Below are 26,156 nucleotides of genomic sequence, written 5' to 3'. Positions count from 1 at the left end.
ATATGGCAAGGGTAATTAAAAGTTACAGTTTACTGCCAATAATTACATTTTGATACTGTGCAGGTATTTTAACTTTGATTATGATGGCTGTAACGGACAAGGGGATAATATAAAAACATTGTCATCGTCTGTTATCATCTTGCAGTGCAACTTAGGATAAACATTAGGTTTCACTGTTATTAAACTACTTATCTGTATCTGTCTTTTTTGAGGAATATACCATGAAAAAATTAGTTATCGCATCTTTGGCTGCTATGTTTGTATTAACTGGTTGTAACACTTTTAAAGGTCTAGGCCAAGACGTATCAAGCGCTGGTAGTGCTGTAAGTGGTACTGCACAAGAAGTACAAAACAAAATCTAAGCTTTAAATATTTAGATTGTTTAAAGGGCTTATCATCTATGTGGTAAGCCCTTTTTTCTAAAGCGTAAGTTCTGGAAACTGGGTTCGCCTACCAGTCTATAAAAATGCTCTTAATATTTGATTGAGATACCTTTTACCAAGTTCTGTCGGTTGCAGCTGTTCCGAATGATCTATCAATAGACCTTGCTCGATTAATGTAGCAACTTGTATTGCAATGCTGTCATAACTTAGCCCCGTACGTGCTTCGAATAACGGCCATGCTACGCCGCCATGCAAACGTAAGGCATTAAGCATAAACTCACTAACCAGCTCCTCTTCATCAATCGCTTGCCAGCCAACCATTTTTGGCGCTGATATTGATGCCTCATCTTGGCCATGAACTTCTTGATACTCCATATAACTTTTTGGCATACGGGATTTACTAAAGCGATAGATACCTGCTTGAGTATTTTCGCTATCCATACTCCATACATCGGTAGGTATATGATTGCTTATGTTTTGCCCGACAATATCTTGTCCGACAGTCACTTTGCCATGCGCACCTGCCCCGATTGCCAAATAGTCACCAAACTGCCAATAATTGACGTTATGACGACATGGCTTATCTGCTGACCCAGACCACGCGGATACTTCATAATTGTCATAGCCAAAATTCTGTAATAACGTCTGACCCGCTTGTTCGATATCTGCCAAACGATCTTCATTGGGTAAAATTGGCTGACTGCGATAGAATACAGTATTTGGCTCAATGGTCAGCTGATACCATGAGATATGGGTCGCACCAGCATCGTGTGCCATTTGAATATCGTCTAACGCTTCGCTCGTGGTTTGGTCTGGCAGTCCATGCATCAAATCCACGTTTACGCGCTCAAATCCAGCTTCTCGAGCTGCTTTAATTGCAGATAACGCTTGGGTAGGATTATGAATACGTCCAAGCGTGGTTAATTGTTCCGCAGAAAAGCTCTGCACACCTATCGATAAGCGATTAATACCCACCTCTAAATACTCAGCAAATGGCGCATGCTCAAGGGTGCCTGGGTTTGCCTCCATCGTCACCTCAATATCTTGGGCAAACCTAAAAATCTCACGCAACTGGGTAAACAAGCGCTGATACTGCACAATCGGCAACAATGATGGCGTACCACCGCCGATAAATATGGAGCTAATCTCACGTCCTTGGGTCAATATCTGCTGCATAGCAGCATCTTGCAATAATGCATCTACGTATTCGTCATACATGGACAGCTGACTATCAACTGGTAGCTCATGGGAATTAAAATCACAGTAAGGGCATTTTTTGACACACCACGGGATATGGATGTATAGCGCCAATGGAATGTCTGTCACTTCTACTGTATTCGAATGACCGTCATCAAAAGGCTTTGCTTGCTGAGACAGTTGATTGGGTTTGATATTTGACATAAGCGGACTTATCTATAAATAGGTAACTGCCATCAGTAGCAGAAAATACCGCTAGGATAACGGCTAAGCTCAGTAAAAAAAAGCCTAACTTCAAGAAAATTCTATCGATAACAAAACCCATGGCAAAGGCTGATGGTAAGAAGTCTTAGTTATAGGCAAAATAACTTAGGATCACCATTGTTATATACAATAATTATAAATGACCAGCTATATAAAAAGGACAAAACCATGTCATATTGGCTTATAAAATCTAATCCGAGCTGTTTTAGTATAAAAGAATTAGAAGGTGCAGGCACCGAGATGTGGGATGGCGTGCGCAATTACCGAGCCCGCAATTTTATGCGTGATGACATGCAAGTAGGTGACAAGGCGTTTTTTTACCACTCTAGCGCTAGACCGTCTGGCATTGCTGGTATCGTGACTATTAGTCAAGCTGGCTATCCTGATATTACTCAATTTCATCCTGAACACAGGCACTATGACCCGAAAGCCACCGCAGATACTCCGCGATGGTATATGGTGGATGTGACCTTTGAGCAAACTTTTAATGATATTTTGCCACTGTCAGAGCTAAAGTTTTTGCCTGCGCTCGAGGACTCATTATTACTCAGAAAAGGCTGTGAGCAATTGACCATCATACCACTTGAGCCTAAACACTGGTATGCGATTATGGATATGGCAAGAAATCTCAATTTACTGTCAGAAGATACTGACTCTATTGAATGAATAACTCTGACTTACAAGCACCAAAATTGATGTTTGATTCTTCTATTGGGGGCTTAGTACACCTATAAATACGAGACTTATCAAACCTTGCCAAAATATTTATATTATAGGCTAACTTCTTTACCATTCTATTAACTTACGACCTGTCACTTCATTACTTGAATTGACGGGTTATTTTTATTCTAGCATCAGTGATTCTTTTTTCACTCTGCATGCCTAATGTTATTAAAAATGGACTTGCTCATATTATTTATCGGAGTATTATCGTCGCACACCTCCTATTTTACTGCCTTGCTATTGATTTATTGATGGCTGTGTTTGTTCATTAGTAAAATTTGTTTATCAAAAAAAATTATTGTAAAGAATAAAAGTTGCTCATTATGGTTTTCCCGTTGTCTTTTGTAGATTTTAAAAGTTACAGTTTACGATTAGGTATACTCGCGCTGCCCATCTTAATCACCCAATTTTGTCAAGCAGCGCTTGGTGTTGTCGATGCCATTATGGCAGGTCAAGTTTCGGCACTTGATTTGGCTGCTGTCGCTGTCGGCTCAGGTATTTGGCTACCATTATTTTTATTAGCAACAGGTATTTTAATTGCGACTACGCCTCTGATCGGTGAAGCCATTGGTCAAAACCAACTCGATAAAGTACCACATATCACGCAGCAGTCATTATGGACGGCTGGTGTCATTGGTATCCTTGGTTTTATCATTGTCAACCTAGCACCCAATGTACTTGCCCTCATGGGTGTTCCTGAGAATATACAACCGATAGCAACTCAGTATTTGCATGGCGTATCATTTGGCTTCCCTGCAATCACCGTTTATGCGGTGCTGCGTAGTTACTGTGAAGCGCTTGGTCGACCTGAGCCAGTGACAGTTATTAGTATCATAGGGCTGCTTGCAGATATCCCGCTTAACTATATTTTTATCCATGGCTTGTTTGGCATGCCTGAGATGGGTGGCGCTGGTTGCGGGGTAGCAACTGCTATCGTTTTGTGGATTAACGTCTTGTTATTAGCCGCTTATACCAGCTTTACTAAGCGTCAGCAATTTGCCAGTACGCGCTTTTTTTATGCCTTTGCCAGTCCAAATCGGGCACAGATAAAAAAACTTCTCAAACTTGGTATTCCAATTGGCGTCTCTATCTTTTTTGAAGCCAGTCTATTTAGCTTAGGCGCACTGGTGATTAGTCCATTGGGTGAGTTGGCAACCGCATCGCACCAAGTCGCCCTATCAGTGACCTCGCAGTTGTTTATGATCCCAATTTCGGTCGCGATGGCACTGACTATTATGGTATCCAACCGCTTTGGTGAAAAAAACCTAATGGCATTGCGTCAAGTACAAGCAACTGGTCTTATATGGACGGTGCTTATTGCATTTGCTTGTATGATTGGTGTTTGGCTATTTAGACCACAATTGGCAGCGGCATTCACTGACGATCCTGAAGTACGAGCTCAAGCCATGCATTTGCTCATCTTTGCGCTTGCTTATCAGCTATTTGATGGCTGGCAAGTCAATGTCGCGGGCATATTACGGGGCATGCAAGATACTACAATACCGATGTGGGTTACCCTATTTTGCTACTGGATAGTGGCTCTGCCGCTTGGTATTTATCTGGTACGCTTCACTGATATTGGGGCACAAGGTTTTTGGATGGCTTTAATTACAGGGTTATTCTTATCGTCTATTTTACTTACCATACGTTTGCGCTACCAACAAAAGAGATTGCTAGCAATGTGGGGATAATAATAAGACTAGGTTTACACAAGTTTATCTAAATGTTATCTGCAATAATCATCACTGGCGCTCGCAAGTCACATAGACTATAGTTAAAATACCTTAAAAACGCTACGGTACTGCTGGTATAAATTTTTTGCAGCCTCTGTCTGCGTAGGCACAGCAAGCAAGAAAAATTAATATCAGCAGTACTTGATGTATCGATATTGCTTTTCCCTGACTATATGATAAATTCTTGAGCATTTCTTACTCAAACGAGCGCTTACGTCATAATATGTAAAAAAACTCAGTTAACAACTGTACATCGATTGCTCATTGCTGTGAATATAGGTATCATTAGCGATTATCTACACAATATTTAGTTACACTATTTTTCTCGAATTTGTTAAAAGGCAAAAATAAAATTATGGATATTGAAAAAATACGCACCCTCATTGCACTCATGGAAGAAAGCGAACTGGTTAATTTGGAAATCAGCTCAGATGACGAGCATATCAGTTTGACTCGTCACTATGATGCACCGGCGCCAACGATGATGGCTGCACCTACTGCTAGTGCTGCTACACCTCATGCTATCGAATCACAGCCTGCGATGAAAGCAGGTAGTATTGAGACATCGCCTATGGTTGGCGTTTATTACTCAGCCCCTAGTCCTAATGATCCACCATTTATAAAGGTTGGACAAAAAGTGCAAGCTGGTGATACGCTCGGTATCATTGAAGCGATGAAAATTATGAACCCTCTTGAGGCGACTCAAAGTGGTGTTATTGATGAGATCTTGGTCACTAATTCTGAAGTGGTACAGTTTGGTCAGCCTATCGTACGCTATAAAGCGTAATCAGATTTGCCAACCTTTACTTCGTTCTGATGGAGAGTGTGCTACTTATTAGGCAATATCAAATTATGCTTAGGCTATTTTAGCTTAATCATATCTAAGCTTAAAGATTTTAAAGTTAGATAATCATTAGGTTTAATAATAAATTTCGATATTGCTGTATATAGCGACTCCATTAAAAAACGCCGCTTCAATGAGGATGACCCCATGATAAAAAAACTGCTCATCGCCAATAGAGGTGAGATTGCTCTACGTATCGTTCGCGCTTGTAAAGCCCTTGGTATTCAAACCGTTGGTGTTTACTCTACGGCTGATGCCAATTTGATGCACTTGCGCTTTGTTGATGAAGCCATTTGTATCGGCAACCCTAATGCCAATCAAAGCTATCTAAATATCAATACTATCTTGACTGCTGCTGAGATTACTGGTGCTGATGCCATTCACCCTGGTTATGGTTTTTTGGCTGAAAATGCTGAATTTGCTGAACGTATTGAAGAAGCTGGATTAACCTTTGTAGGTCCTACTGCAGATCATATTCGTCTGATGGGCAACAAGGTTTCCGCGATCAATGCCATGAAAAAAGCGGGTGTGCCGACAGTACCTGGTTCAGTAGGTGCTGTGACGCTACACAATGCTGAAGAGCAAGCACGCAATATTGGTTTTCCCTTGTTGATTAAAGCAGCAGCGGGTGGCGGTGGTCGTGGTATGCGTGTGGTTGAGCGCTTCGAAGAAATTATCGGTCAAGTGCAAGCGGCTAAGCAAGAAGCTGAGCTATGGTTTGGTGATGATACGGTTTATATGGAACGTTATCTCCAAAACCCGCGACATGTAGAGATACAAGTACTTGGCGATGGTTTTGGTAATGCCATTCATTTATATGATAGAGATTGCTCATTACAGCGCCGTCATCAAAAAGTTTTAGAAGAAGCCCCTGCCCCTGATATTCCTGATGATGTACGTCAGCCTATCTTAGATGCTTGTGTAAAAGCATGTAAGCTGGTTAAATACCGCGGTGCTGGTACTTTTGAATTTTTATTTGAAAATAACGAATATTTCTTCATTGAAATGAATACTCGCGTACAAGTTGAGCATACTATTACTGAGATGATTACAGGCATTGATGTGGTCGTTGAACAGTTAAAAATCGCAGCCGGCTACGGTTTATCGTATCGCCAAAGTGAGATTGAAATTCAAGGTCATGCGATTGAATGTCGCATCAATGCTGAAGATCCAGTGACCTTTATGCCATCACCTGGTACGGTCACTCAGCTGTATTCACCTAGTGGGGCTGGTATCCGCTTTGACTCACATCTATATCCTGGCTATGAGATTCCAAGTTACTATGACTCTTTGATTGGTAAGCTTATCTGTCATGGTCAAACCCGTCAGCAAGCGATTTCTAAAACGCTACAGGCACTTGATGAGTTGGTTATTGAAGGTATCAAAACAAATATCCCGATGCATCGTGATGTAATTTTATCAGATGATAATTTTGTTCATGAAGCACAGAATATTCATTATCTTGAAAGAGAATTGTTAACTAATAATAAAGAAAAAGCCACCTTGTAAACTGATTAAATATTGATATAAAATATCTTTATTATCAAAGCTTGTCATTATTAAAAAAACCGCTATCCATGCAGATAGCGGTTTTTTTAATAATGACTGTAATTAAAGCTAAAGCAAAGTCACTGAAAAACCATTGCTATGGCAGAATTCTATTAAAATTCATAAAGCACTCTTTGCCATCAGGATCAGCACACCACTGCATTTGATTGCCATCATGATTTAAAAATGCAATCAACGCCTCATTGCTCTGATCTATCTGGCTGCCGGAGCAATCTACTTCATTGTTATCGTAAACAGTTTTAATAGCAATGATAGGTAGTCCCTCTTCACGGTGCGTAATCAAATAACGTCCATAAGTCCACTCTTTGCCACTGACTGACCACATTTCATTATCAGCAGCAAAATTATAAAGCTCACGGCACTGATCAGATTTCTTCGCTGATGCAGTGAGTTTTTTGCTGGTATCTGCTTGAATATTAATAAGGCGTTTTTCGTTTTGTGTTAATATTCCTGCACCGACGTTGACTTTAGGTTCTTTACTTTTAATCTGACTCTTATCTTTTAACGCTGCTTGCCGCGCCGCAGCTTCTTTGGTCATCGTGATACTGCTGTTTAAATCAATCTCCCACTGTCCAGCAATCGCAGGGCTAATATGTGTAGTAATGGTCGGCTTACTAACTGCTTCGCCATTTACTGGTAATGATGCCAAAATAGCGGCTAATGAAAATGAAGCAAATGAGAGAGGTTCCATAATTAACCTTGTTATTTATACTATTATAATAATGAATGCTATTTACATTAGCGTAAGTCTTAGTCACCGAAAACACAAGTAACATTATGCTATTAGGCTTTAACCTCTCAGTGATAAGCACTTAAATAAGATCTCTAATTACTGAGGTTCAAATATAAAAAATAACGCCATGGCTCTGATTTGCTTATCGCAATGAGCCATGACGTTGTATTCATATAAACGTAAACTTATATACCTAAATAATTAAAATTCTTAAGTACTTAGTTCTTGGATTCAACATTAAACAGCAGCGATACCAACTGCTTGAGCAAAGGCTGACAATGCGCCTTTTAGCATGGCTGATACCGTGCTGCTACAAGTACCGATACCTGAATAAACTTCACCATCTACATTTAGCTGTATATAAGCAGCAGCATTGGCATTTGTCTTATTGTCTCTATTGTTATCATCATTGATACCATCACCACTATTATGCTGCGGATTGATTGCATGCTCAGCATAGTTAATGACATGGATTGATTTGCCTGTGTGTTGCGCCAATCCATCGATAAACGAAGACAACGGCCCATTACCATTACCGTCTATAATGATGGTATCACCATTCATTTGAACTTGACCGTTAAAGTAGACTTCGCCGCCTTTGTTATTGACCGTGTAATCTAACAGCTCAAAACTGCCTTGCTGTAAATAAGTGTCTTCAAAGGTTTGTAAAATTTCATCATTCTGCAATTCACGAGCCGTAGTTTCGGCTTGTTTTTGTACCACACCACTAAAGTCAATTTGCATCCAACGTGGCAAGTTAAAGCCATAGTTGCGCTGCAAGATATAAGCCACCCCACCTTTACCAGATTGGCTATTAATACGAACCACATCCTGATAGCTGCGACCAATATGGGCAGGATCAATTGGTAAATATGCCACATCCCAGACGTTTTCCGTCTCCTCCATATGCTTCTCATTATAGTCGAGGCATTTTTTGATCGCGTCTTGGTGCGAGCCGCTAAAGGCAGTAAATACAAGCTCACCCACATAAGGATGACGTGGATGCAGAGGCAAGTTATTGCATTCGCTAACGACTTGTACAATCTCACTCATGTTACTAAAGTCAAGCTCAGGATCGATACCTTGGCTAAATAAATTCATCGCCATCACCATGATATCCATATTACCGGTACGTTCGCCATTACCAAGTAAAGTACCTTCAATACGATCGGCACCAGCAAGCACACCAAGCTCAGCCGCTGCCACCGCACAGCCTCGGTCATTATGCGTATGCAAGCTAATAGTCACATGCTCACGCTTGGCAAGATTCCGACAAAAATACTCGACTTGATCAGCGAATACATTGGGCATTGACGCCTCAACCGTCGCAGGTAAGTTTAAGATTACCTCTTGACCGTTCTCGGGCTGCCAAACATCACAAACGGCATCACAGACTTCAACTGCATATTCAGTTTCAGTTTGGCTAAAGCTCTCAGGTGAATACTGGAATACCCATTCTGTTTCTGGATATTTAGCAGCATATTCAACCAATAGTTTTGCGCCAGTAATAGCAATTTCTTTAATTTCAGCTTTATCTTTGCCATATACTTTTTCGCGCTGAATACGGCAAGTTGAGTTATAAACATGAACGATGGCACGCTTTGCGCCTTTTAAGGATTCAAAAGTACGAGCAATCAAATGCTCACGTGCTTGTACCAATACCTGCAAAGTCACGTCATCAGGCACATGATTTTCTTCAATCAATTTACGAGCAAAATCAAACTCGACTTGTGCCGCTGAGGGAAAACCTATTTCAATCTCTTTAAAACCCACATCTACCAAGGTTTCAAAAAAACGCATTTTTTGTTCAATAGTCATCGGATCAATCAATGCCTGATTGCCATCACGCAGATCCACACTTGCCCATATCGGTGATTTCTCGAGCGTTTTGCTCGGCCATGTGCGATCTGGCAACAGTGGCGCAAATGCAAAAGGGCGATATTTACGGAAATCGAAAGCGGCTTTTTTTGGTGTGCTCTTTGCAGCGGCAGGCGCTACAGGGCGTGTTGCTTGGTCAGACATAATCAATCCTTAGACGGCATTAGGTTGGTATTTTTGATGAGGCAATCAATGCCAAAATCCTGCTTTATCATACGAGATAATACGAATTTATGCCATTATAATAACAAAGTTTATAAGGTGAATATCGGCTTTATAATAAGTATATTTAACTTATATTAGTGAAATGTGATAAATAAATCGCTATAATTGGCATAATTCACTAACAAAGACAATTATCATGCAACATACTCATTCTAATCAGCTGTTAATTGCAGATATTGATGATACAGATAAACGCTTATTGCGCTTATTGCAGACCGATGCACGTATGAGCATTACTGAGCTTGCCGAGCGCGTTAATCTCTCGGCAACCCCTTGCGCGCGCCGTATTAAGCGCTTAGAGGATAGCGGCGTTATCACCGGTTATCATACTCAAACCGATGCTCAAAAACTTGGCTATCCCTTGGCAGTTTTCATTGCTATCAGTATGGACCGTCACACGGCTGACCGTTTTGAGCAGTTTGAGCGCAAGGTTAAAAGCTTCGATGAAGTCATCAGCTGTAGTATCGTCACTGGTCGCTCCGAGGACTACCTGATTAAAGTACGCGTACGAGACATGGCTCACTATGAGGAATTTTTATTGCATCGGTTAAATCGTATCGAAGGCGTGGCACAAGTCCATACCAGCTTTGAGCTACGAGAAGTATTCAGCCGCAGTATGATTTAATCCTACTAAAGTGATTCGCTTAAATGATTGTTTTTTGCAGTCGGTTCGTTTGACGCCAGAAAAAGAATACCAAAACCAGTCCTATCAGCAGTCCTGTAGCCGCTACCAACAATCCTGCATTAAAGTTATCATTCTCTCCCGCCAGCGCTACCGTTACCAATGGTCCGATGAACTGCCCTATTGCATAGGCTAATGTTGCTAGTCCTATCAGCAGATTTGTATAGATGGGATTTATGTTTTTAATAATCGTTAAGGTCATAGAGACCATACCCACAAAGGTTAACCCTAAAATCATGGCATTAGCATATAAACCAATAGCGCCATCAAACCCTATGGGCAAGTACATGCCAAACGCTTGCAATAACGTCAAGCCCATTAAGGTTTTGACTTCACCAATACGTTTGGCAAGAGCACCCCAAATCGGGTTTGAGAGCATGGCAAATATACCCACTACCAGCCAAATAGACAGTCCAGCAGAATTTTGAGTGGTCAAGCGCTGAGCTGCCATTACCGGCAAAAAAGTTGCCGATGTAATATAACCAAAGCCTGCCAGCACATAACTGGTCAACAATAACGTAATGGGCTTACTATGACCTGATAGCGCCTCGTATAAAGAACGCTTAAAATTAATATAGGTTTGATATGGCGAGGAATAATGATTACTCTGGGGTATTTCTGAGCTTACTGATGTTGAACCAAATAAAGTAACCATAGCAGACGGACGTATGCCATACAGCAACCATAAAACAGGTAAGCTAATCATTCCAGCGATCAGCCAAATCACGTCGAAATGGTAGCCAAGCGTCAGTAACCACCACGTCAGTATTGCGGAGGCACTGATACCGACGCCGATACCTGCATAGTGTACTGCCGATAGCACCGAACGGCGCTCAAGACTGAATCTTTGAACGACCAAAGATGAGCTTAAAATCATCGCCACACCACTTGCGACACCTGATATCAGCCGAATGCCATACCATAAATTTAATGACATATTTGGCACGACCAACAGCATGGTAGTAATGACACTAATTATTGTCCATAATATTAGCATATGCCATGTTAGACGCTGTGGCACAAACATCGCGATAAGCGCGCCAATAAAGTAGCCAATATAGTTGATTGAAGCGAGCCAACCTGCAATGGTCGTGGATAGCGACAATTGCAACATAATATCAGGTAAAGTGGCTGTAAATAAAAAGCGTCCAAACCCCATTACCACTGCCATACAGTACATACCGATCAACGCAACAGCTGTTTCATTGGTGATAGTAATAACAGCACGGCTTTTGAGAGCAGTCATCATGACAGGGCCATTTTGTGGCAAAAAGCACACAATCCTTTGTGTTAAAGTAGTAAAAAATAATTATGAACAAGTATTACATATACTATTTAATCCTACGAAACATTGAGTGTTGGACGATTTTCTTGCTCATTTCTCTCCGCCTGTCCCAACATCTGCACGCGCTGATCACTAAACATATCCATATCAGGTGCAAGCGTACGCATAAAGCGGTCAAAATAGAGCATTTGCTTGGTCAATAAAGCAAAATCACGCGGAAAATGAATACCATGACGCTTACCGACCTCAACTATCTCCAGCATCATTGTATTCAGCTCATCCGCCTGCTCTTTCGTATTAAAGGGCACACCACTGGTAAAGGCTTTGTCCTCTGCCATGATGGTCTTCATCATACGCTGCAAATCATCACCCAATGCCACCACATCAACCTGATTACCACCATGTGTCATCTCCATATCTATCATATGGCGTGCCATCGCATAATAATCATTATCCTGCATGGCTTGCATCATTCCCATGCAAGCGCGCCAGCTTTCAGCCTTCAATTTACCGACAATACCGAAATCTAAAAATCCGATACGTCCATCAGTTAATAGCATTAAATTACCCGCATGTAAATCCGCATGGAAACTATTACACAGCATCAGGCTTGCAAACCAAGTATTGAGCGTATCTGCCATCACTTGGGCAGGATCAGTACAATATTGACGCATCAAAGTTTCATCTACCATAGAGACACCGTATAAGCGGCTCATGGTCAACACACGCTTGGTAGTGTAGGCCTCATAGACTTTTGGTGCCACCACGCGTGTATTGCCTGATACTGCCAAAAACTGCTGAAAGTCGCGAATATTTTGTGCCTCAGCGATAAAGTCTGTCTCCGCAAGCATACGCAAACGAATCTCATCAATAATCGGCGCAATGCTGGCAAATCTCATTGAAGGCATCAACAATTCCACCAACTTTGTCACGCCATGCAATACACCCAAATCCGTCTGCATAATAGTTTCGACGCCAGGTTTTTGCACCTTTAAGACAACTTCATCACCATTATGCAAACGCGCTGCGTGGACTTGGGCGATAGAAGCAGAAGCCAATGGTTTTGAGTCAATATAGGCAAACGTCTCTTCAAGTATGAGTCCATTAACAGCTAGCTCTTCTGTTAATACTTGCTCGATATAAGCATAAGACAATGGCGTGGTTTGATCCAAACAACTTTGAAAGGCTTGCACATATTCACGCGGAAATAATGACGGCGTACTGGCAATAAACTGAGCTATTTTGATATAAGTCGTACCCAGTTGCTCAAAAGTTTCTTTTAACAGCATGGCATCAGGCTTTTCGCCCTTCGCCACTCTAAGCGCTGATAAACCAGCGACACTTGCTGTTTGACGAACACGGTTAACGACATTAAAGGTATGTTTTAATAAATGCGGACGATGAATTTTCATAAAAGACAACTGTGGTCATAAGAAGGAGATTTGAGAATCGGCGATTATAACTGGTAAAAAATCATTGATTGAAATTAGGAAAAGATATTACAGACAGGACATTCTGACTCTTTTCGATATCCCATCAAGCGTTGCTGCATCAGACTACCATCCCATATCAGCAGTTTGTTTGTCAGTGGATTTTTGGTTAATCCTAGATATTGCAAAGCAGCATTGGCTTGTAGATTGCCTATGATAGCTGTGGTACTGGCAAGCACCCCTGAATTGGCACACGTATGTTCATCCGCCTCGGCATCTAATACTACCGAACCAAATACACAGTGATAGCAGCCGGTATTTAGATGTGGCTCAAACAGTGCCAGTTGCCCTTGCATTGCAATAGCAGATGCCGATAATAATGGAATCTGATAGCGCACACTAATACGATTGATGATGTCACGGGTAGCAAAATTATCCGTACAGTCTAACAATAGGTCTGGCGTACCGGACGCCATATCAAGTAACTCATAAGCATTGTCTTCACTCAATCGCGCTATCGTACTGCGAGCTGTGATTAAAGGATTGATACGCATCAACATTTGCGCAGCAGTTAGAGCTTTAGGTTTACCAATATCCTCCGGTAAAAACAATGTTTGACGCTGTAAATTACTGGCTTCAATCTCATCGTCATCAATTAGGTGAATATGCCCAAGTCCTGCACGCACTAAGGTTTCAGAAGCTGGGCAACCTAGCCCACCTGCGCCTATCATGACGACACGTGATGATTTTAGTCGTAGCTGAGCATCAATATCCCAGCCATCAAGTAATATTTGACGCGCATAACGCAGCAGCTCATCATCTAACAATATTTCTGTTTCTACATTACTCATATGGATTACCAGTACTCAATATTACAGCTTATTTTTATTAAACTGCCCAAACGTCACTCTATCGTTCCCACCAAAATCTTTAATCGTTTGTACATTATCGAAGTGATTGTCCGCAAATAACTGGCGCGCAGTATGCCCTTGATCAAAGCCATGCTCAATCGCTAATAGCCCGCCTACTTTTAGGTACTGAGGCGCATGATGGACAATATGTTCGATATCAGCCAAACCCTGATTAGGGGCGCTCAAAGCACTAATTGGCTCTGCTAATAAATCTGCTAAATGCTCATCCGCCTCATCAATATAGGGCGGATTTGAGACAATCACATCGAACAAATGTTCGTCCTGAGTAGAGAGTGCATCATACCAGCTACTATGGATGAACTCGATATCTACAGCATTACTGACCGCATTATACTGAGCAATTTTTAGCGCCTCTAGCGAGAAATCAACAGCAACGACTTGCCAGCTTACTGATTCCAACTTACAAGCTAGCTTTAACTCGTGAGCAAGACTGATGGCAATGCAACCAGAACCTGTGCCCAGATCAAGCAGACGCTTATGGCTAGCAGCAGCGTTAGGTACAAACTCTTTATTGGCAGTATTTATCCAATGTAGTGCTTGCTCAACCAAAACTTCAGTATCGGGTCTGGGAATTAAGGTATGTTCATTAACGGTAAAATCAAGCGACCAAAATGCCTGTATACCCGTTAAATAAGCCAATGGTATACCTTGCTGCATTTTGGTCACACCAGCATTAAATCGCTCAACCTCAGCAACACTTAGCTGATAGCTATCATCCGTTATTAAAAATAGCGCGGGTTTATCAATGATATATAGCAGCCAATCCGTTATCCAAAATGTTGGAACAGATAATTCTTCCGCCATTTGCATCGCTTGCTGCTTGATTTGCCATATTGTTACGTCTGCTGCTTTTTGCGCTGTCATAAATGACTCTTAATAATAATATCTGCTTTATTTTTATAACCTTTAACCTACTCTGACGCGCGCGGTGGCTCATTGGTATTGGTTAAAGTAGGATTGGCTTTGGTTAACTCAACACCTTTATTACTGCCACTATTACTATCGTCACTGCCATCACCATAAATATCATCATTGTCACCAATGACGATATATTTATCAACATAATAAATCAGCGCTAAAACAGGAATACCAATCAGAAAAGTAAACATAAAGAAGAAGGGATAACTGGTGCTATCAACGATAGTCCCTGAATAACCACCCACCACTTTTGGCAATAATGTCATTAGTGATGAAAATATTGAATACTGGACGGCAGTAAATCGAATAGATGTTAATGCAGATAAAAAGGCAATAAATACGGCACTAGCAAGACCAGCTGCAAGATTATCAAGGATTACTGCCAAATACATATACGGCAAGCTCCCAGGATGGTATGTCAGTAGAATAAATAACAAGTTGGTCACGCAAGCAAGGACTGCCCCAACCATCATTGCGCGCATGATACGCATTTTTTGTGCTAATAAACCACCTAAGAAACCACCGGCAATCGCCATAACAACACCAACCAACTTAACGGCGTTGGCAATATCAACTTTAGTGAATGCCATGTCTTGATAGAAGACATTAGAGATAACCCCAGCAACAATATCGGAGATACGATAAAGACCAATCAGCGCCAATAACAATAACGCCTTTTTACCGTAACGGCGGAAAAAGTCAGTAATAGGTTCAATCCATGTGGTCTTAGCAAACTCTTGCTCCACAAGATTGGCTTTTACTAAGCCGTAACCGATAATCAAAGCCGCTGCCAAACTCGATACCATACGCACTACTTCGATTAAGAAGCCTGCGAACACACTTTCTGTCTCGGGTAAGACCAAGCCTGAATTAGCAAATACCAGTACAAAACCTATGACTGATATAGCGAATACTAATACTAAACGGGTATATTCTGACGTTTTACGTTCAACAATCACTTGTTGTCTAATCGGCTCATGAATCACCAAGGTGGTAATAACCCCAATGCCCATCACCGCTGCCATAATCCAATAAGTATTGCGCCACGCCTCATAGCTATAAAAGCTCTCGGTAGAACCAAAGTAATCGGCTAAATATAATGCCCCAGCACCAGCGACGATCATTCCGATACGGTAACCGGTCACATACATGGCAGACAAGACCGCTTGTAGGCTTGGGGGTGCCAATTCGATGCGATAAGCATCAATAACGATGTCTTGTGTCGCTGATGAAAAGCCCAGTAGTACGGCACCTACTGCCATCAGAACTAGGCTGCCTTCATTCGCTGGATTGACACTCGCCATGATACAGATAGCGGCAATAATCATAATCTGCGAGACCAAAATCCAGCTGCGCCTGCGACCTAATAGTTTGGTTAATATTGGCAATGGCACTGCATCAATTAATGGTGCCCAAATAAACTTAAAGGCATAACCAAGCGCCGCCCAGCTAAACATGGTTACTACGCTACGATCAATCCCTGCTTCACGCAACCATAATGATAAGCTAGAGAAAATTAGTAAGATAGGAATGCCAGCGACAAAGCCCAAGAACAGCATGATAAGTGAACGCCGATCAAGATAAGCCTGCAAAGATTCGCTAAGTGACTTTTTGGCAATAGGAGAATTGGGCGGAATAGGTTGGACAGCAGACATAACGACTCACCAAAAATTTAGACAAAAAATACGACAGTGCGCTACTTTTTATCCAAAATTTTATCTACTGGCAGTGTGACATTGAGACTATCAGAATAAAAAAGGACAAAAAATTGCCTAGCTCTGTACAAAGAAAATGACATTTGCTGCAAAATTGAATAATGGTACTTGAGAATACTCAAATTGACTAGATGTTTTTCCACTAACTACTTGATTGAGCATATCGGCTATATTCTATAGCTTGCTTTGGTAAGTACATGTATCTTAACCTTTCTTAAATATAAATTAAGCTATAATTTTTTGGTTTACTCCTATTAGATTTCAACCTAGCGTATTCTTCAAGCGATTTTCCTATATTCCTTATATGTATAAATAGATACCTATTTATTATATACAAGAATAATAGCTTTGATTTACACTACACGCTTGTTATGTTTTTTGGGCGTTTTAACTTTTATAAAGACGACTGACTCTTTATATAATGGGATTAACTTATGGCAATCGACGTAGTGGTCAATCAACGGCATCTGCAAATTCAACTCAAACAGTTGGAGACAGTGTGGCATACCGTAATCAATGGCTATAATTTAAGTCAGGCGGCGACGGTACTGCATACCAGCCAATCAAGTCTTTCAAAGCATATCGCAGCTCTTGAGAATCAGCTCAAAACTGAAGTGTTCGTGCGCCAAGGCAAACGTTTAACGGGGCTTACGACAATGGGTACGGCGCTCATGCCGCATATTGAATCTATCTTTACCGAAATCCGTACGATTGAAAACCTCAGCCTCGACTTTAATAATCCAAATGTCGGTACATTGACAATTGCCACGACTCATACTCAGGCACGTTACGTCTTACCAAAAGTCGTGAAAGAATTTAAAGAGCGTTTTCCTAAGGTTAATCTCATCCTGCAACAGGCAGATCCTGAAACCATCGCACAGATGGTGATACGAGGGCAGGCCGATATTGGTATTGCAACCGAGTCCTTACTACATAATAACTATTTGCGCTGCTATCGCTATTATGACTGGACGCATCGTGTCATCGTGCCAAGCGATCATGAATTGGCAGGACTAGAATCTATCGACTTACCAACCCTTGCCAGCTATCCAATCGTGACGTATCACGGTGGTTTTACGGGGCGCGGCGCTATTGACAAAACCTTTAGCGATGCCGGTCTTGAGCCAGATATCGTATTGGCAGCACTTGATGCTGATGTGATTAGCACCTACGTAGGGCTTGGCTTAGGGATTGGTATCATCGCAGAAATGGCATTTGAGCCGAGCCATTATCAAAACCTAACTGCCATACCAGTGGATCACTTCGGACGCTTTACCAGTTGGATGGCAGTACGTGATGACGCAGAGATTCGTCAGTATGGACGGGCGTTTATGGAGCTGTGTCAAAAACAGTTCAGTCAGTAATGACTGCTGTTTTCACTAATACGTGTAGCTAGTATTTGATTATTAAGTCAGTAATATAAATAGAAGATCAAAGTACTCGTAATTAAAGATACTCATAAAAGCATCATTATCTTTAGATAGTGATGCTTTTTCTTGTGAACTATTCTTTTCTAGTCAATGTCTGACTAAATCAACTGTCCTTATCCTCTATAGCTCATATGATTAAGATTTGTTATCAGCGTGAATACTGACCTTTATATCTTATTTAACCGCCCCATTATATAGAAGGTAAAGCGTTCAAGACTTGCATAGTGATAATTATATCACTAGTTGAATAATAACTACGCAAGCTGAGGCTCTTATAAATTTATAATAAATAATACTGCCATTAATCATATGGCATCTAAAAACAGGTGATTTATGAGTAACTCTATTCCCTTATCCTTCTTAGATTTAGCCCCCGTTCCTGAGGGTAAAAGCATTGCTGAAGGTGTCGCCCAAACTGTTGAAACAGCGCAGCAAGCCGAAAAATCTGGCTTAAATCGCTATTGGATGGCAGAACATCATAATATGCCTGGTATTGCTAGTGCAGCGACGTCAGTTCTATTGTCGCATATTGGTGCTCAGACCAAGCGTATACGTATTGGCGCAGGTGGTGTGATGTTGCCCAATCATGCCCCGCTTGTCATTGCTGAGCAGTTTGGTACCCTGCAAGCATTATATGGCGACCGCGTAGACTTGGGTTTGGGTCGTGCGCCCGGTACAGACGGTGCAACTTTTCAGGCATTACGTCGCCAGATGCAAGATGCTGATCGCTTTCCACAAGATGTGCAAGAGTTGATGTACTTTTTGGGAAATGGCACAGATGATAGTCCCGTACAGGCGTTCCCCGGTGCAAACTCTAATATTCCCATTTGGATACTAGGTTCTTCCCTTTTTGGTGCGACCTTAGCAGCGCACTTAGGGTTGCCATATGTGTTTGCTTCACACTTTGCACCGCAAATGCTTGGGCAAGCCATCAATGCTTATCGAGAGCAATTTAGACCATCAGCTTACTTAGACAAGCCTTATGTCATGCTAGCGGCAAATTTATTGCTTGCGGACGATGATGCGACCGCCCATTATCACTTTACCTCAGCACAGCAGAGCTTTGTGCGCTTACGCCGTGGTGAAACAGGTCAAATGCCAAAGCCTACTCATGATATGGATAGTATCTGGAGCGCTGCTGAGAAAATGATGGTGGATAGTGCGTTGTCGGTATCGTTTATCGGTTCTGTTGAAACTGTCAAGCCAAAGCTTGCAGCGTTCCTTGCTACCTATCAGCCAGATGAGCTGATTGTTACAGCAAACGTCTATGACCAAGCGGCCCGTGTGCGCTCACTTGAGCTGGTCTCTGAGCTTAATTTGTTTGATTTACAACCAACAGAAGCATTTGTATAACTAAAAAAACCTCCTCTTCTTAAACGATGAAGAGGTTTTTTAATCAGGGTTTGATAAACTCTTGATAACTGTCTTTTGATTTAACCACTGTTTTATACGTATGTAGTCATTTATCAAACAGTGGTTAAATTAGCCCCATAGCGCGTAATATTGCTGCGCCAATCGCCATGCCAAACATACCAACTACTGTGGTAAATGCCAAAATATTGGCGGCTAAAATATCATTACCACCCATCGCTTTTGCCATCACATAGCTTGCTGCTGCTGTTGGTGATGCAACCATCAAAAACAGTACGCCCATATGTACGCCTGTTAAGCCAAAAGCAAAACCAACCGCTATAGCAAACAACGGTGCAATAACAATGCGTCCAATACTTGCCTGCATGGAAAGTCCAGAAGGATGCAACATCGATTTCAAATTAATACTTGCACCGGCACAAATCAGTGCAAGCGGTAAAGCAACTGCTGCTAATAACCCACCGGTGATATGAATCACACCCGCTATTGGTGGTAGTGGCAACGCCTTATAAGTAAAGGCTGCAACGAGTGCAATGATGAGCGGATTGGTAAATAGCTTTTTAATAATCATGGTACTACGACTGAGCCAAGTATCTTCTATACTCTTAGACACTCGGCTGAGCGTAATCACCGCTAAAATATTAAACAGTATTGTCACCACACCCATATATACCGCACCAATACTTAAGCCAGTCGTCCCATAGGCGTTGGCAACGGTTGCCAGTCCAATAATCGCCATATTGCTGCGAAAGATACCTTGTACAAAAACCCCTTGATTGGCAGGGTCGCTGATAAAGCGCTTGGCATAGAGCTCAGAGCCGATAAACAATATAAAGGTCACCACAATGCCAGCGCCTATCAATACCATTTGCTTCGCATAATCAACGTCACTATCGACCACACTAAAAAACAGCAGACATGGCAGACAATAATTAAACACGAAACTAGAGGCCTGATCGATAAACACCTGATCCGCCTCACCGCGTCTTTTCATAAAAAACCCTAACCACATTAAGGCAAGGTTGGGCAAGACGATGGTCATAGCAAAAATAATAGCATCAATCATAAATAGGCTCAGTTTAGTGACAAGCCCATCATAATGTGGACAATAGTGAGGTGAATTAATAGAAAAGATGTAAGTAATAACAATAGAGTTGGTAATTCGTAGAGCCAGTATAAAGAGAAAGCAGCAACCAAGACAAGTGAGTACACCTCTTTCTTTGAACAACGATAGTATTTTGGCAATAAAAAAGCCCATAACGATTTCTCGGCATGAGCTTTTTGCTTTTCTATTTTTTAAGTCATTGATACATTATTATGATGCATTCAATGCTGCTTGTACTTTTTTCTGTTTCTTGACCGTCATTGCTAGTAGCTGGATAGCAGCCGGTGTGACACCACTGATACGTCCCGCTTGAGCCAATGTTGACGGACGGACTTGCGCAAGTTTTTGGACAATCTCATTGGACAACCCAGACACCACACTATAATCAAAATCTATTGGTAGCGCTGTATTTTCCAACCTCTTCATCTGATCAATATCTTCTTGCTGACGATCAATATAGCCTGCATATTTGACAGAAATTTCAATCTGCTCTCCCACTTGGGCATCGACTTTCGAATCAGTGATGGCAGCGATATCAGCAAAATGAATCTGCGGACGCTTGAGCAAATCAAAAGCTGTTGCCTCTTTGGATAGCACCTCGCCTGTTTGCTCTGTGACCTTTTTACCCAATGCATTGGCAGGAGTTGCCCACATATCTTTAAGGCGTGCGGTTTCTGAAGCAATGGCTTCCATTTTTTCTTCATACGCTTGCCAACGCACATCATCTACTAAGCCAAGCTTACGACCGGTTTCAGTCAAACGTTGGTCAGCATTGTCTTCACGTAGCAATAAGCGATACTCGGCACGACTGGTAAACATGCGGTACGGTTCAGTCGTACCATGCGTAATCAAATCATCGACAAGCACGCCAAGATAGGCTTCATCACGGCGTGGTGTCCAGACATCAAACTCATTGTTTTCACAAGTGACTAGAGCGGCATTGGTACCGGCTAATAAACCCTGTACGCCTGCTTCTTCGTAGCCAGTTGTACCATTGATTTGACCGGCAAAGTACAAACGGTCAATCGATTTGGTTTCAAGCGTTGGTTTTAGGTTTTGCGGATCAAAATAATCGTATTCAATCGCATAGCCTGGACGGGTAATATGCGCGTTCTCTAAGCCTTTCATACTATGAATAAATTCTAACTGCACATCGAACGGCAAGCTGGTTGAGATACCATTTGGATATAGCTCGTGGGTGGTCAAGCCTTCTGGCTCAATAAAGATTTGATGACTGTCTTTATCAGCGAAGCGATGAATTTTGTCTTCAATCGATGGACAATAACGTGGACCAACACCTTCGATTTTGCCAGAGAACATCGGTGAGCGGTCTAGATTTTCACGGATGATATCATGGGTACGGGCATTGGTATGGGTGATATAGCAATTGACCTGCTCAGGATGCATGGACACATCGCCCATATAACTCATTACCGGTAGCGGTGTATCACCCGGCTGTACGGTCATCACACTAAAGTCAACACTACGCGCATCAATACGGGCAGGCGTACCTGTCTTTAGGCGACCAACAGGAAGTTTCAGCTCACGTAAACGATCAGCAAGCTTGATAGAAGGTTGATCGCCTGCGCGACCACCTTTTGAGCTCTCAAGACCAATATGAATCACCCCGCCTAAAAAAGTACCTGAGGTTAACACGACCGTTTGCGTATTAAAAATAATACCAGTAGCAGTTACAACCGCTGTAGCACGACCGTTTTCAACTAAAATATCATCGGCTGCTTGTTGAAATATATCAAGATTTGGCTGATTCTCTAACGTATGACGAATGGCGGCTTTATAAAGAATACGATCTGCTTGCGCTCGAGTGGCTCGTACAGCGGCACCCTTACGACTGTTAAGTACTCGAAACTGAATACCCGATTTATCCGTTGCCAGTGCCATTGCGCCGCCAAGTGCATCAATCTCACGCACCAAATGCGATTTACCAATACCACCAATCGCAGGGTTACAGCTCATCTGCCCCAACGTTTCAATATTATGCGTCAACAGCAAGGTTTGCGCGCCCATACGTGCAGCCGCCAAAGCAGCTTCTGTGCCAGCATGACCACCACCGATCACCACCACGTCGTAATTTTTTGGGTATTGCATGTATGCCTCACTTGACTCTTAACGTTGCTTTTATCCAGAAACCATTATCATAACGTGCATCAAATAGCATGGCTGCTGGCAAATAAACGTCAGTCGAATTTAAAAGAGATAACAGCTCAGACAAGCCATTAAAAATAGGTTAGATAACCGTCAATTATAACAATTTTTTATCATTTAAAAAACGTTATACGAAAAACTATTGAGATTAACGATCAAAAAATTTTGATTAACGTTGATAGCATTTACCAATGCTCATTCTCAACATTGATTTGTCAGGACTTATTTGCCAGGACTAAGCGGCACAATACGATCCGCCTGCCCACTCGCCAGCATATGTTGGCTACCATAGCCTTCTGGATTAATCTGTAAATAGGCGTTCATCTGCCCAATGGCATCGCTATCATCACTCGCCAATATATACTGTTTTATTGTCTCAACGGGTGGTAGTGGCAAGTTTTTTAATAATGCCAAACGCTGTGCGTTATCGCCTTTATTGACCACTAGCTCAATGAGTTGACGCGCATCAATGGGCAAATCTGGCGTATTCTGTGCCAATAATGCCAAATGATAAGCGCCGGCAGCATCTTGATCCGCAACGATACGCTGTTCAATCGCAATATAAGTGGCTTCTGTTGCGCCGCCTGCCACGCTGAGCTGATGAATACATTTAAGCGCTGAATGTGGCTCACTGCCAGCGATTTCAATGATGCGTAGTGATTCACTTTTTAGATGCTCGCGACGTTTTTCAATCGCCGCTTGCTCGGTATCTTGTGTTTGTGCTGCTTGGCTGTTTAATTCATTGGTCATAAAAGGCTCTTATTATTGATTCAGTGTGTCAATGTTTCGCTGTTTCGAACATCGATATTGAGAATAATATGGGGACAAAGTTGGCAAAAACAATCGAACTTGCTGCGTATCAATATTAAAAAATAAAAAATCCGAGCAACCTTTAATATGGCTACTCAGATTTGGGGGCTTAGATTCGAACGTCACTTATATATCAATATTTTAATACTACTCAAATATCTAGACATCAAACGTCAATATAAAGTGCAATCGATATTAAGCAGATGGGCTATTTGCTTCAACCAAAGGCTTAAGCTCGCCTGATTGATACATTTGTAAAATAATGTCTGATCCGCCCATCAATTCACCATCAATCCATAGCTGCGGAAAAGTTGGCCAATTAGCGATTTGTGGTAACGTTGCACGGATCTCTGGATTTTCTAAGATATTGACGAAAGCAAATGGGCGGCCAATTTGTGTCAAGACTTCAATCGCTTTGGCAGAGAAACCACACTGTGGGAATTGCGGTGAGCCTTTCATATACAGAATGACTTTGTTGTCTTTGATTTGGTTACGAATCAGTTGTTCAATATCGTTGGCAGCAGTATTTGGGGTTTGCTCACTCATAAAAACTCCTATTAATTAAAACTATTTATAAAAAAGACATTTAAAGTTAAATTTATCATGTGGCTGCTTTATGGGGCAATCACTGCAATATTACAAGCAGTATTGATCACTAGCAGCCATAATCATACGCACTGATATACTATTGAGAATTAAACGCCAAGCGCATTCGGCACCAATAATACCACGGCATTGGCCATAATACCCTCTTGCCGACCGGTAAAGCCCAATTTTTCAGTGGTGGTTGCCTTCACACTAATATTACCTACATCGGTCTGCAAGTCGCTCGCGATATTGGCACGCATGGCTAAATTATGCGGTGCCAGTTTCGGGCGCTCACACATCACGGTGATATCAGCATTGCCTAACATATAACCGGCAGCTAATACTTTGCCATACACATAACGAAGCAATACGCGCGAATCCAAACCTGCATTTGCCGCATCGGTATCTGGAAAATGTTGCCCGATATCGCCGAGTGCCAAGGCGCCAAGCAAAGCGTCAGCAAGTGCATGCAGTACCACATCACCATCAGAATGCGCAAGTAAGCTGTACGTATGATCAATAGGGACACCTGCCAGCACTACATATTGCTGCTGCTGACCGTTATTATGAAACGCATGAACATCAATACCTTGACCAATTTTTATCATTATCATTCCAAGTAAATTAGTGGTGATTAGGATAATTGAAAACCATTATCTAAATTTTTAAAGCGATTTTACCGCCAGTAAGGTGCCATAGCTCGCCACCAGTTTCAATTAACTGGTATAATATGACGCTTATTTTATCATAATACCCAATCCAAAAGAAAAACCGGCACTACCAACTTGCGAAGCCTATCATTATAGCTATTGCATTAATCTTCAGTGCCATCATAAATCTTGGACAAAGTATAAATAGTTGAGCCGTTCTATGTCAGCCATACCAAACACTTCTAGCACCTCAGTTTCTGCTTCTTTTGACGCCCATCGCCCTCTAACGCTTGCTGATATCAATGATCCTAGCACTAAGCATGTGATTGTTGGCATGTCAGGCGGTGTCGACTCTTCTGTCTCTGCCGTATTGCTTCAGCAGGCAGGCTTTTTGGTCGAAGGTCTGTTCATGAAGAACTGGGAAGAAGACGACGGCACTGAATATTGTACCGCAATGGATGACTTAGCAGACGCGCAAGCAGTATGCGATAAAATCGGTATTAAACTACATACTGCCAACTTTGCGATGGAATATTGGGATCGCGTCTTTGAGCATTTTTTAGCGGAATATAAAGCAGGTCGCACGCCAAATCCTGATATTTTATGTAATAAAGAAATCAAGTTCAAAGCATTTTTAGACTACGCCTTAACACTTGGTGCTGATTATATCGCTACTGGTCATTATACTCGCCGCAGTGTGAATTATAAGAATAAAGAAGGCGTTGAAGTAGCACAATTGCTACGTGGTCTGGATAACAATAAAGACCAAAGCTACTTTTTGCACGCGGTTGGCGGTGATAAAATTGCCAAAACTTTATTTCCAGTTGGTGAGCTTGAAAAACCGGTCGTTCGTCAAATCGCTGAAAAGCATGACCTGATTACCGCCAATAAAAAAGACTCAACTGGCATTTGCTTTATTGGCGAGCGCCGTTTTAAAGACTTTTTACAGCAGTACTTGCCGGCACAAAAAGGTGATATCGTCACTGACGATGGTCATACCATTGGTACGCATGACGGTCTAATGTATTACACCTTAGGTCAACGCGGTGGTATCGGTATTGGCGGTGTCAAAGACCGTCCTGAAGAGCCGTGGTTTGTGCTGGCAAAAGACTTAGATAACAATCGTCTTATTGTCGGTCAAGGTCACGAGCATCCTATGATGCTAAGCAATGAATTACAGGCTTATAAGCTTGATTGGATAGATGGTTTACCACCAACGGATATCTTTAGTCCTGATGGTTTGCGCTGTATGGCAAAATCTCGCTACCGTCAGCCCGACCAAGCCTGTCGCGTGTTTGCTAGCAATGAAGACGGCTCTGAGGTGCGTGTTGTTTTTGATGAACAACAACGTGCCGTTACTCCCGGTCAATCTGCTGTATTTTATATCGATGAGGTTTGTTTGGGTGGCGGTGTGATTGCTGCTATTGATGCGCCTTGTGGGTTTTAAAGCTATTTTTCTGTAAAAATTAAACGTTGTATTATTTGTTAGTTTGTAGTCATTTTTAATTTTTAACCCTTCTGATCA

The 26,156-nt window shown here is 41.9% G+C and carries 22 protein-coding genes; 9 read left to right on the top strand and 13 right to left on the bottom strand.

Translation table 11 applies throughout. From position 1 onward, the window contains the following. Window positions 1-221 precede the first annotated feature (221 nt). A complete protein-coding gene (locus AC0J5Y_RS05950; protein WP_011280495.1) occupies window positions 222-362 on the top strand; it encodes an entericidin A/B family lipoprotein in 141 nt (46 codons plus the stop codon). Between the two features lie 96 nt (window positions 363-458). Here the strand turns inward: AC0J5Y_RS05950 and hemW are convergent, their stop codons facing one another. Next, on the bottom strand, window positions 459-1,784 hold the full coding sequence (gene hemW, locus AC0J5Y_RS05945) for a radical SAM family heme chaperone HemW (protein WP_475131979.1): 1,326 nt from the start codon (window positions 1,782-1,784) through the stop codon (window positions 459-461). A 228-nt stretch (window positions 1,785-2,012) separates the two neighbouring features. Here hemW and AC0J5Y_RS05940 point away from each other — a divergent pair, with 228 nt between their 5' ends. From AC0J5Y_RS05940 to accC, 4 genes are all read left to right on the top strand, one after another. Beyond that, complete coding sequence (locus AC0J5Y_RS05940; RefSeq protein WP_475131978.1) at window positions 2,013-2,510, top strand: EVE domain-containing protein; 498 nt, start codon at window positions 2,013-2,015, stop codon at window positions 2,508-2,510. 380 nt (window positions 2,511-2,890) lie between these two features. After that, window positions 2,891-4,258, top strand: a complete 1,368-nt coding sequence (locus tag AC0J5Y_RS05935; protein ID WP_475132104.1) for an MATE family efflux transporter — start codon at window positions 2,891-2,893, stop codon at window positions 4,256-4,258. A 397-nt stretch (window positions 4,259-4,655) separates the two neighbouring features. Further along, window positions 4,656-5,087, top strand: a complete 432-nt coding sequence (gene accB, locus AC0J5Y_RS05930; protein WP_475131977.1) for an acetyl-CoA carboxylase biotin carboxyl carrier protein — start codon at window positions 4,656-4,658, stop codon at window positions 5,085-5,087. A 204-nt stretch (window positions 5,088-5,291) separates the two neighbouring features. Continuing rightward, a complete protein-coding gene (accC, locus tag AC0J5Y_RS05925; RefSeq protein WP_475131976.1) occupies window positions 5,292-6,653 on the top strand; it encodes an acetyl-CoA carboxylase biotin carboxylase subunit in 1,362 nt (453 codons plus the stop codon). Between the two features lie 136 nt (window positions 6,654-6,789). Here accC and AC0J5Y_RS05920 read toward each other — a convergent pair whose 3' ends face one another. Then, window positions 6,790-7,404: a hypothetical protein gene (locus AC0J5Y_RS05920; protein ID WP_475131975.1), complete on the bottom strand. Its 615-nt coding sequence runs from the start codon at window positions 7,402-7,404 to the stop codon at window positions 6,790-6,792. 279 nt (window positions 7,405-7,683) lie between these two features. Next, window positions 7,684-9,468: a 2-isopropylmalate synthase gene (gene leuA, locus AC0J5Y_RS05915; protein WP_475131974.1), complete on the bottom strand. Its 1,785-nt coding sequence runs from the start codon at window positions 9,466-9,468 to the stop codon at window positions 7,684-7,686. 217 nt (window positions 9,469-9,685) lie between these two features. Here leuA and AC0J5Y_RS05910 point away from each other — a divergent pair, with 217 nt between their 5' ends. Then, window positions 9,686-10,174 carry an Lrp/AsnC family transcriptional regulator gene (locus tag AC0J5Y_RS05910; protein ID WP_475131973.1) on the top strand — a complete coding sequence of 163 codons (489 nt, stop codon included), beginning with the start codon at window positions 9,686-9,688 and terminating at the stop codon, window positions 10,172-10,174. A 19-nt stretch (window positions 10,175-10,193) separates the two neighbouring features. Here the strand turns inward: AC0J5Y_RS05910 and AC0J5Y_RS05905 are convergent, their stop codons facing one another. The 5 genes from AC0J5Y_RS05905 to AC0J5Y_RS05885 all read right to left on the bottom strand — a co-directional run bounded on the left by AC0J5Y_RS05905 (window position 10,194) and on the right by AC0J5Y_RS05885 (window position 16,451). After that, entirely contained in the window at window positions 10,194-11,510 is a 1,317-nt protein-coding gene (locus tag AC0J5Y_RS05905; protein WP_475131972.1) for a YbfB/YjiJ family MFS transporter, read from the bottom strand. Between the two features lie 62 nt (window positions 11,511-11,572). Continuing rightward, window positions 11,573-12,928 (bottom strand): ABC1 kinase family protein, encoded by a 1,356-nt coding sequence (locus AC0J5Y_RS05900; RefSeq protein ID WP_475131971.1) that lies wholly within the window; start codon window positions 12,926-12,928, stop codon window positions 11,573-11,575. Window positions 12,929-13,002: 74 nt separating this feature from the next. Further along, on the bottom strand, window positions 13,003-13,797 hold the full coding sequence (locus AC0J5Y_RS05895) for a HesA/MoeB/ThiF family protein (RefSeq protein ID WP_475131970.1): 795 nt from the start codon (window positions 13,795-13,797) through the stop codon (window positions 13,003-13,005). A 21-nt stretch (window positions 13,798-13,818) separates the two neighbouring features. After that, window positions 13,819-14,742 carry a peptide chain release factor N(5)-glutamine methyltransferase gene (gene prmC / locus AC0J5Y_RS05890; protein WP_475131969.1) on the bottom strand — a complete coding sequence of 308 codons (924 nt, stop codon included), beginning with the start codon at window positions 14,740-14,742 and terminating at the stop codon, window positions 13,819-13,821. A 47-nt stretch (window positions 14,743-14,789) separates the two neighbouring features. After that, window positions 14,790-16,451 carry an AmpG family muropeptide MFS transporter gene (locus tag AC0J5Y_RS05885; RefSeq protein ID WP_475131968.1) on the bottom strand — a complete coding sequence of 554 codons (1,662 nt, stop codon included), beginning with the start codon at window positions 16,449-16,451 and terminating at the stop codon, window positions 14,790-14,792. Window positions 16,452-16,945: 494 nt separating this feature from the next. On the opposite strand from AC0J5Y_RS05885, the gene AC0J5Y_RS05880 reads away from it, so the two are divergent. After that, complete coding sequence (locus tag AC0J5Y_RS05880) at window positions 16,946-17,875, top strand: LysR substrate-binding domain-containing protein (RefSeq protein ID WP_475131967.1); 930 nt, start codon at window positions 16,946-16,948, stop codon at window positions 17,873-17,875. A gap of 399 nt (window positions 17,876-18,274) precedes the next feature. After that, window positions 18,275-19,294, top strand: a complete 1,020-nt coding sequence (locus tag AC0J5Y_RS05875) for an LLM class flavin-dependent oxidoreductase (RefSeq protein WP_475131966.1) — start codon at window positions 18,275-18,277, stop codon at window positions 19,292-19,294. A gap of 124 nt (window positions 19,295-19,418) precedes the next feature. Here AC0J5Y_RS05875 and AC0J5Y_RS05870 read toward each other — a convergent pair whose 3' ends face one another. The 5 genes from AC0J5Y_RS05870 to ispF all read right to left on the bottom strand — a co-directional run bounded on the left by AC0J5Y_RS05870 (window position 19,419) and on the right by ispF (window position 24,595). Next, entirely contained in the window at window positions 19,419-20,378 is a 960-nt protein-coding gene (locus AC0J5Y_RS05870) for an AEC family transporter (RefSeq protein ID WP_475131965.1), read from the bottom strand. A gap of 249 nt (window positions 20,379-20,627) precedes the next feature. Further along, window positions 20,628-22,526 (bottom strand): tRNA uridine-5-carboxymethylaminomethyl(34) synthesis enzyme MnmG, encoded by a 1,899-nt coding sequence (gene mnmG, locus AC0J5Y_RS05865; protein ID WP_475131964.1) that lies wholly within the window; start codon window positions 22,524-22,526, stop codon window positions 20,628-20,630. A gap of 279 nt (window positions 22,527-22,805) precedes the next feature. Then, window positions 22,806-23,333 (bottom strand): hypothetical protein, encoded by a 528-nt coding sequence (locus AC0J5Y_RS05860; RefSeq protein WP_475131963.1) that lies wholly within the window; start codon window positions 23,331-23,333, stop codon window positions 22,806-22,808. Window positions 23,334-23,588: 255 nt separating this feature from the next. Next, window positions 23,589-23,939: a Grx4 family monothiol glutaredoxin gene (gene grxD / locus AC0J5Y_RS05855; RefSeq protein ID WP_475131962.1), complete on the bottom strand. Its 351-nt coding sequence runs from the start codon at window positions 23,937-23,939 to the stop codon at window positions 23,589-23,591. A 149-nt stretch (window positions 23,940-24,088) separates the two neighbouring features. Next, window positions 24,089-24,595 (bottom strand): 2-C-methyl-D-erythritol 2,4-cyclodiphosphate synthase, encoded by a 507-nt coding sequence (ispF, locus tag AC0J5Y_RS05850; RefSeq protein ID WP_475131961.1) that lies wholly within the window; start codon window positions 24,593-24,595, stop codon window positions 24,089-24,091. A 370-nt stretch (window positions 24,596-24,965) separates the two neighbouring features. On the opposite strand from ispF, the gene mnmA reads away from it, so the two are divergent. Then, on the top strand, window positions 24,966-26,078 hold the full coding sequence (gene mnmA / locus AC0J5Y_RS05845; RefSeq protein ID WP_475132102.1) for a tRNA 2-thiouridine(34) synthase MnmA: 1,113 nt from the start codon (window positions 24,966-24,968) through the stop codon (window positions 26,076-26,078). Window positions 26,079-26,156 lie beyond the last annotated feature (78 nt).

The organism is Psychrobacter sp. TS_SC_6, assembly GCF_056156305.1.
This window is presented reverse-complemented; position numbering and strand designations above follow the sequence as displayed.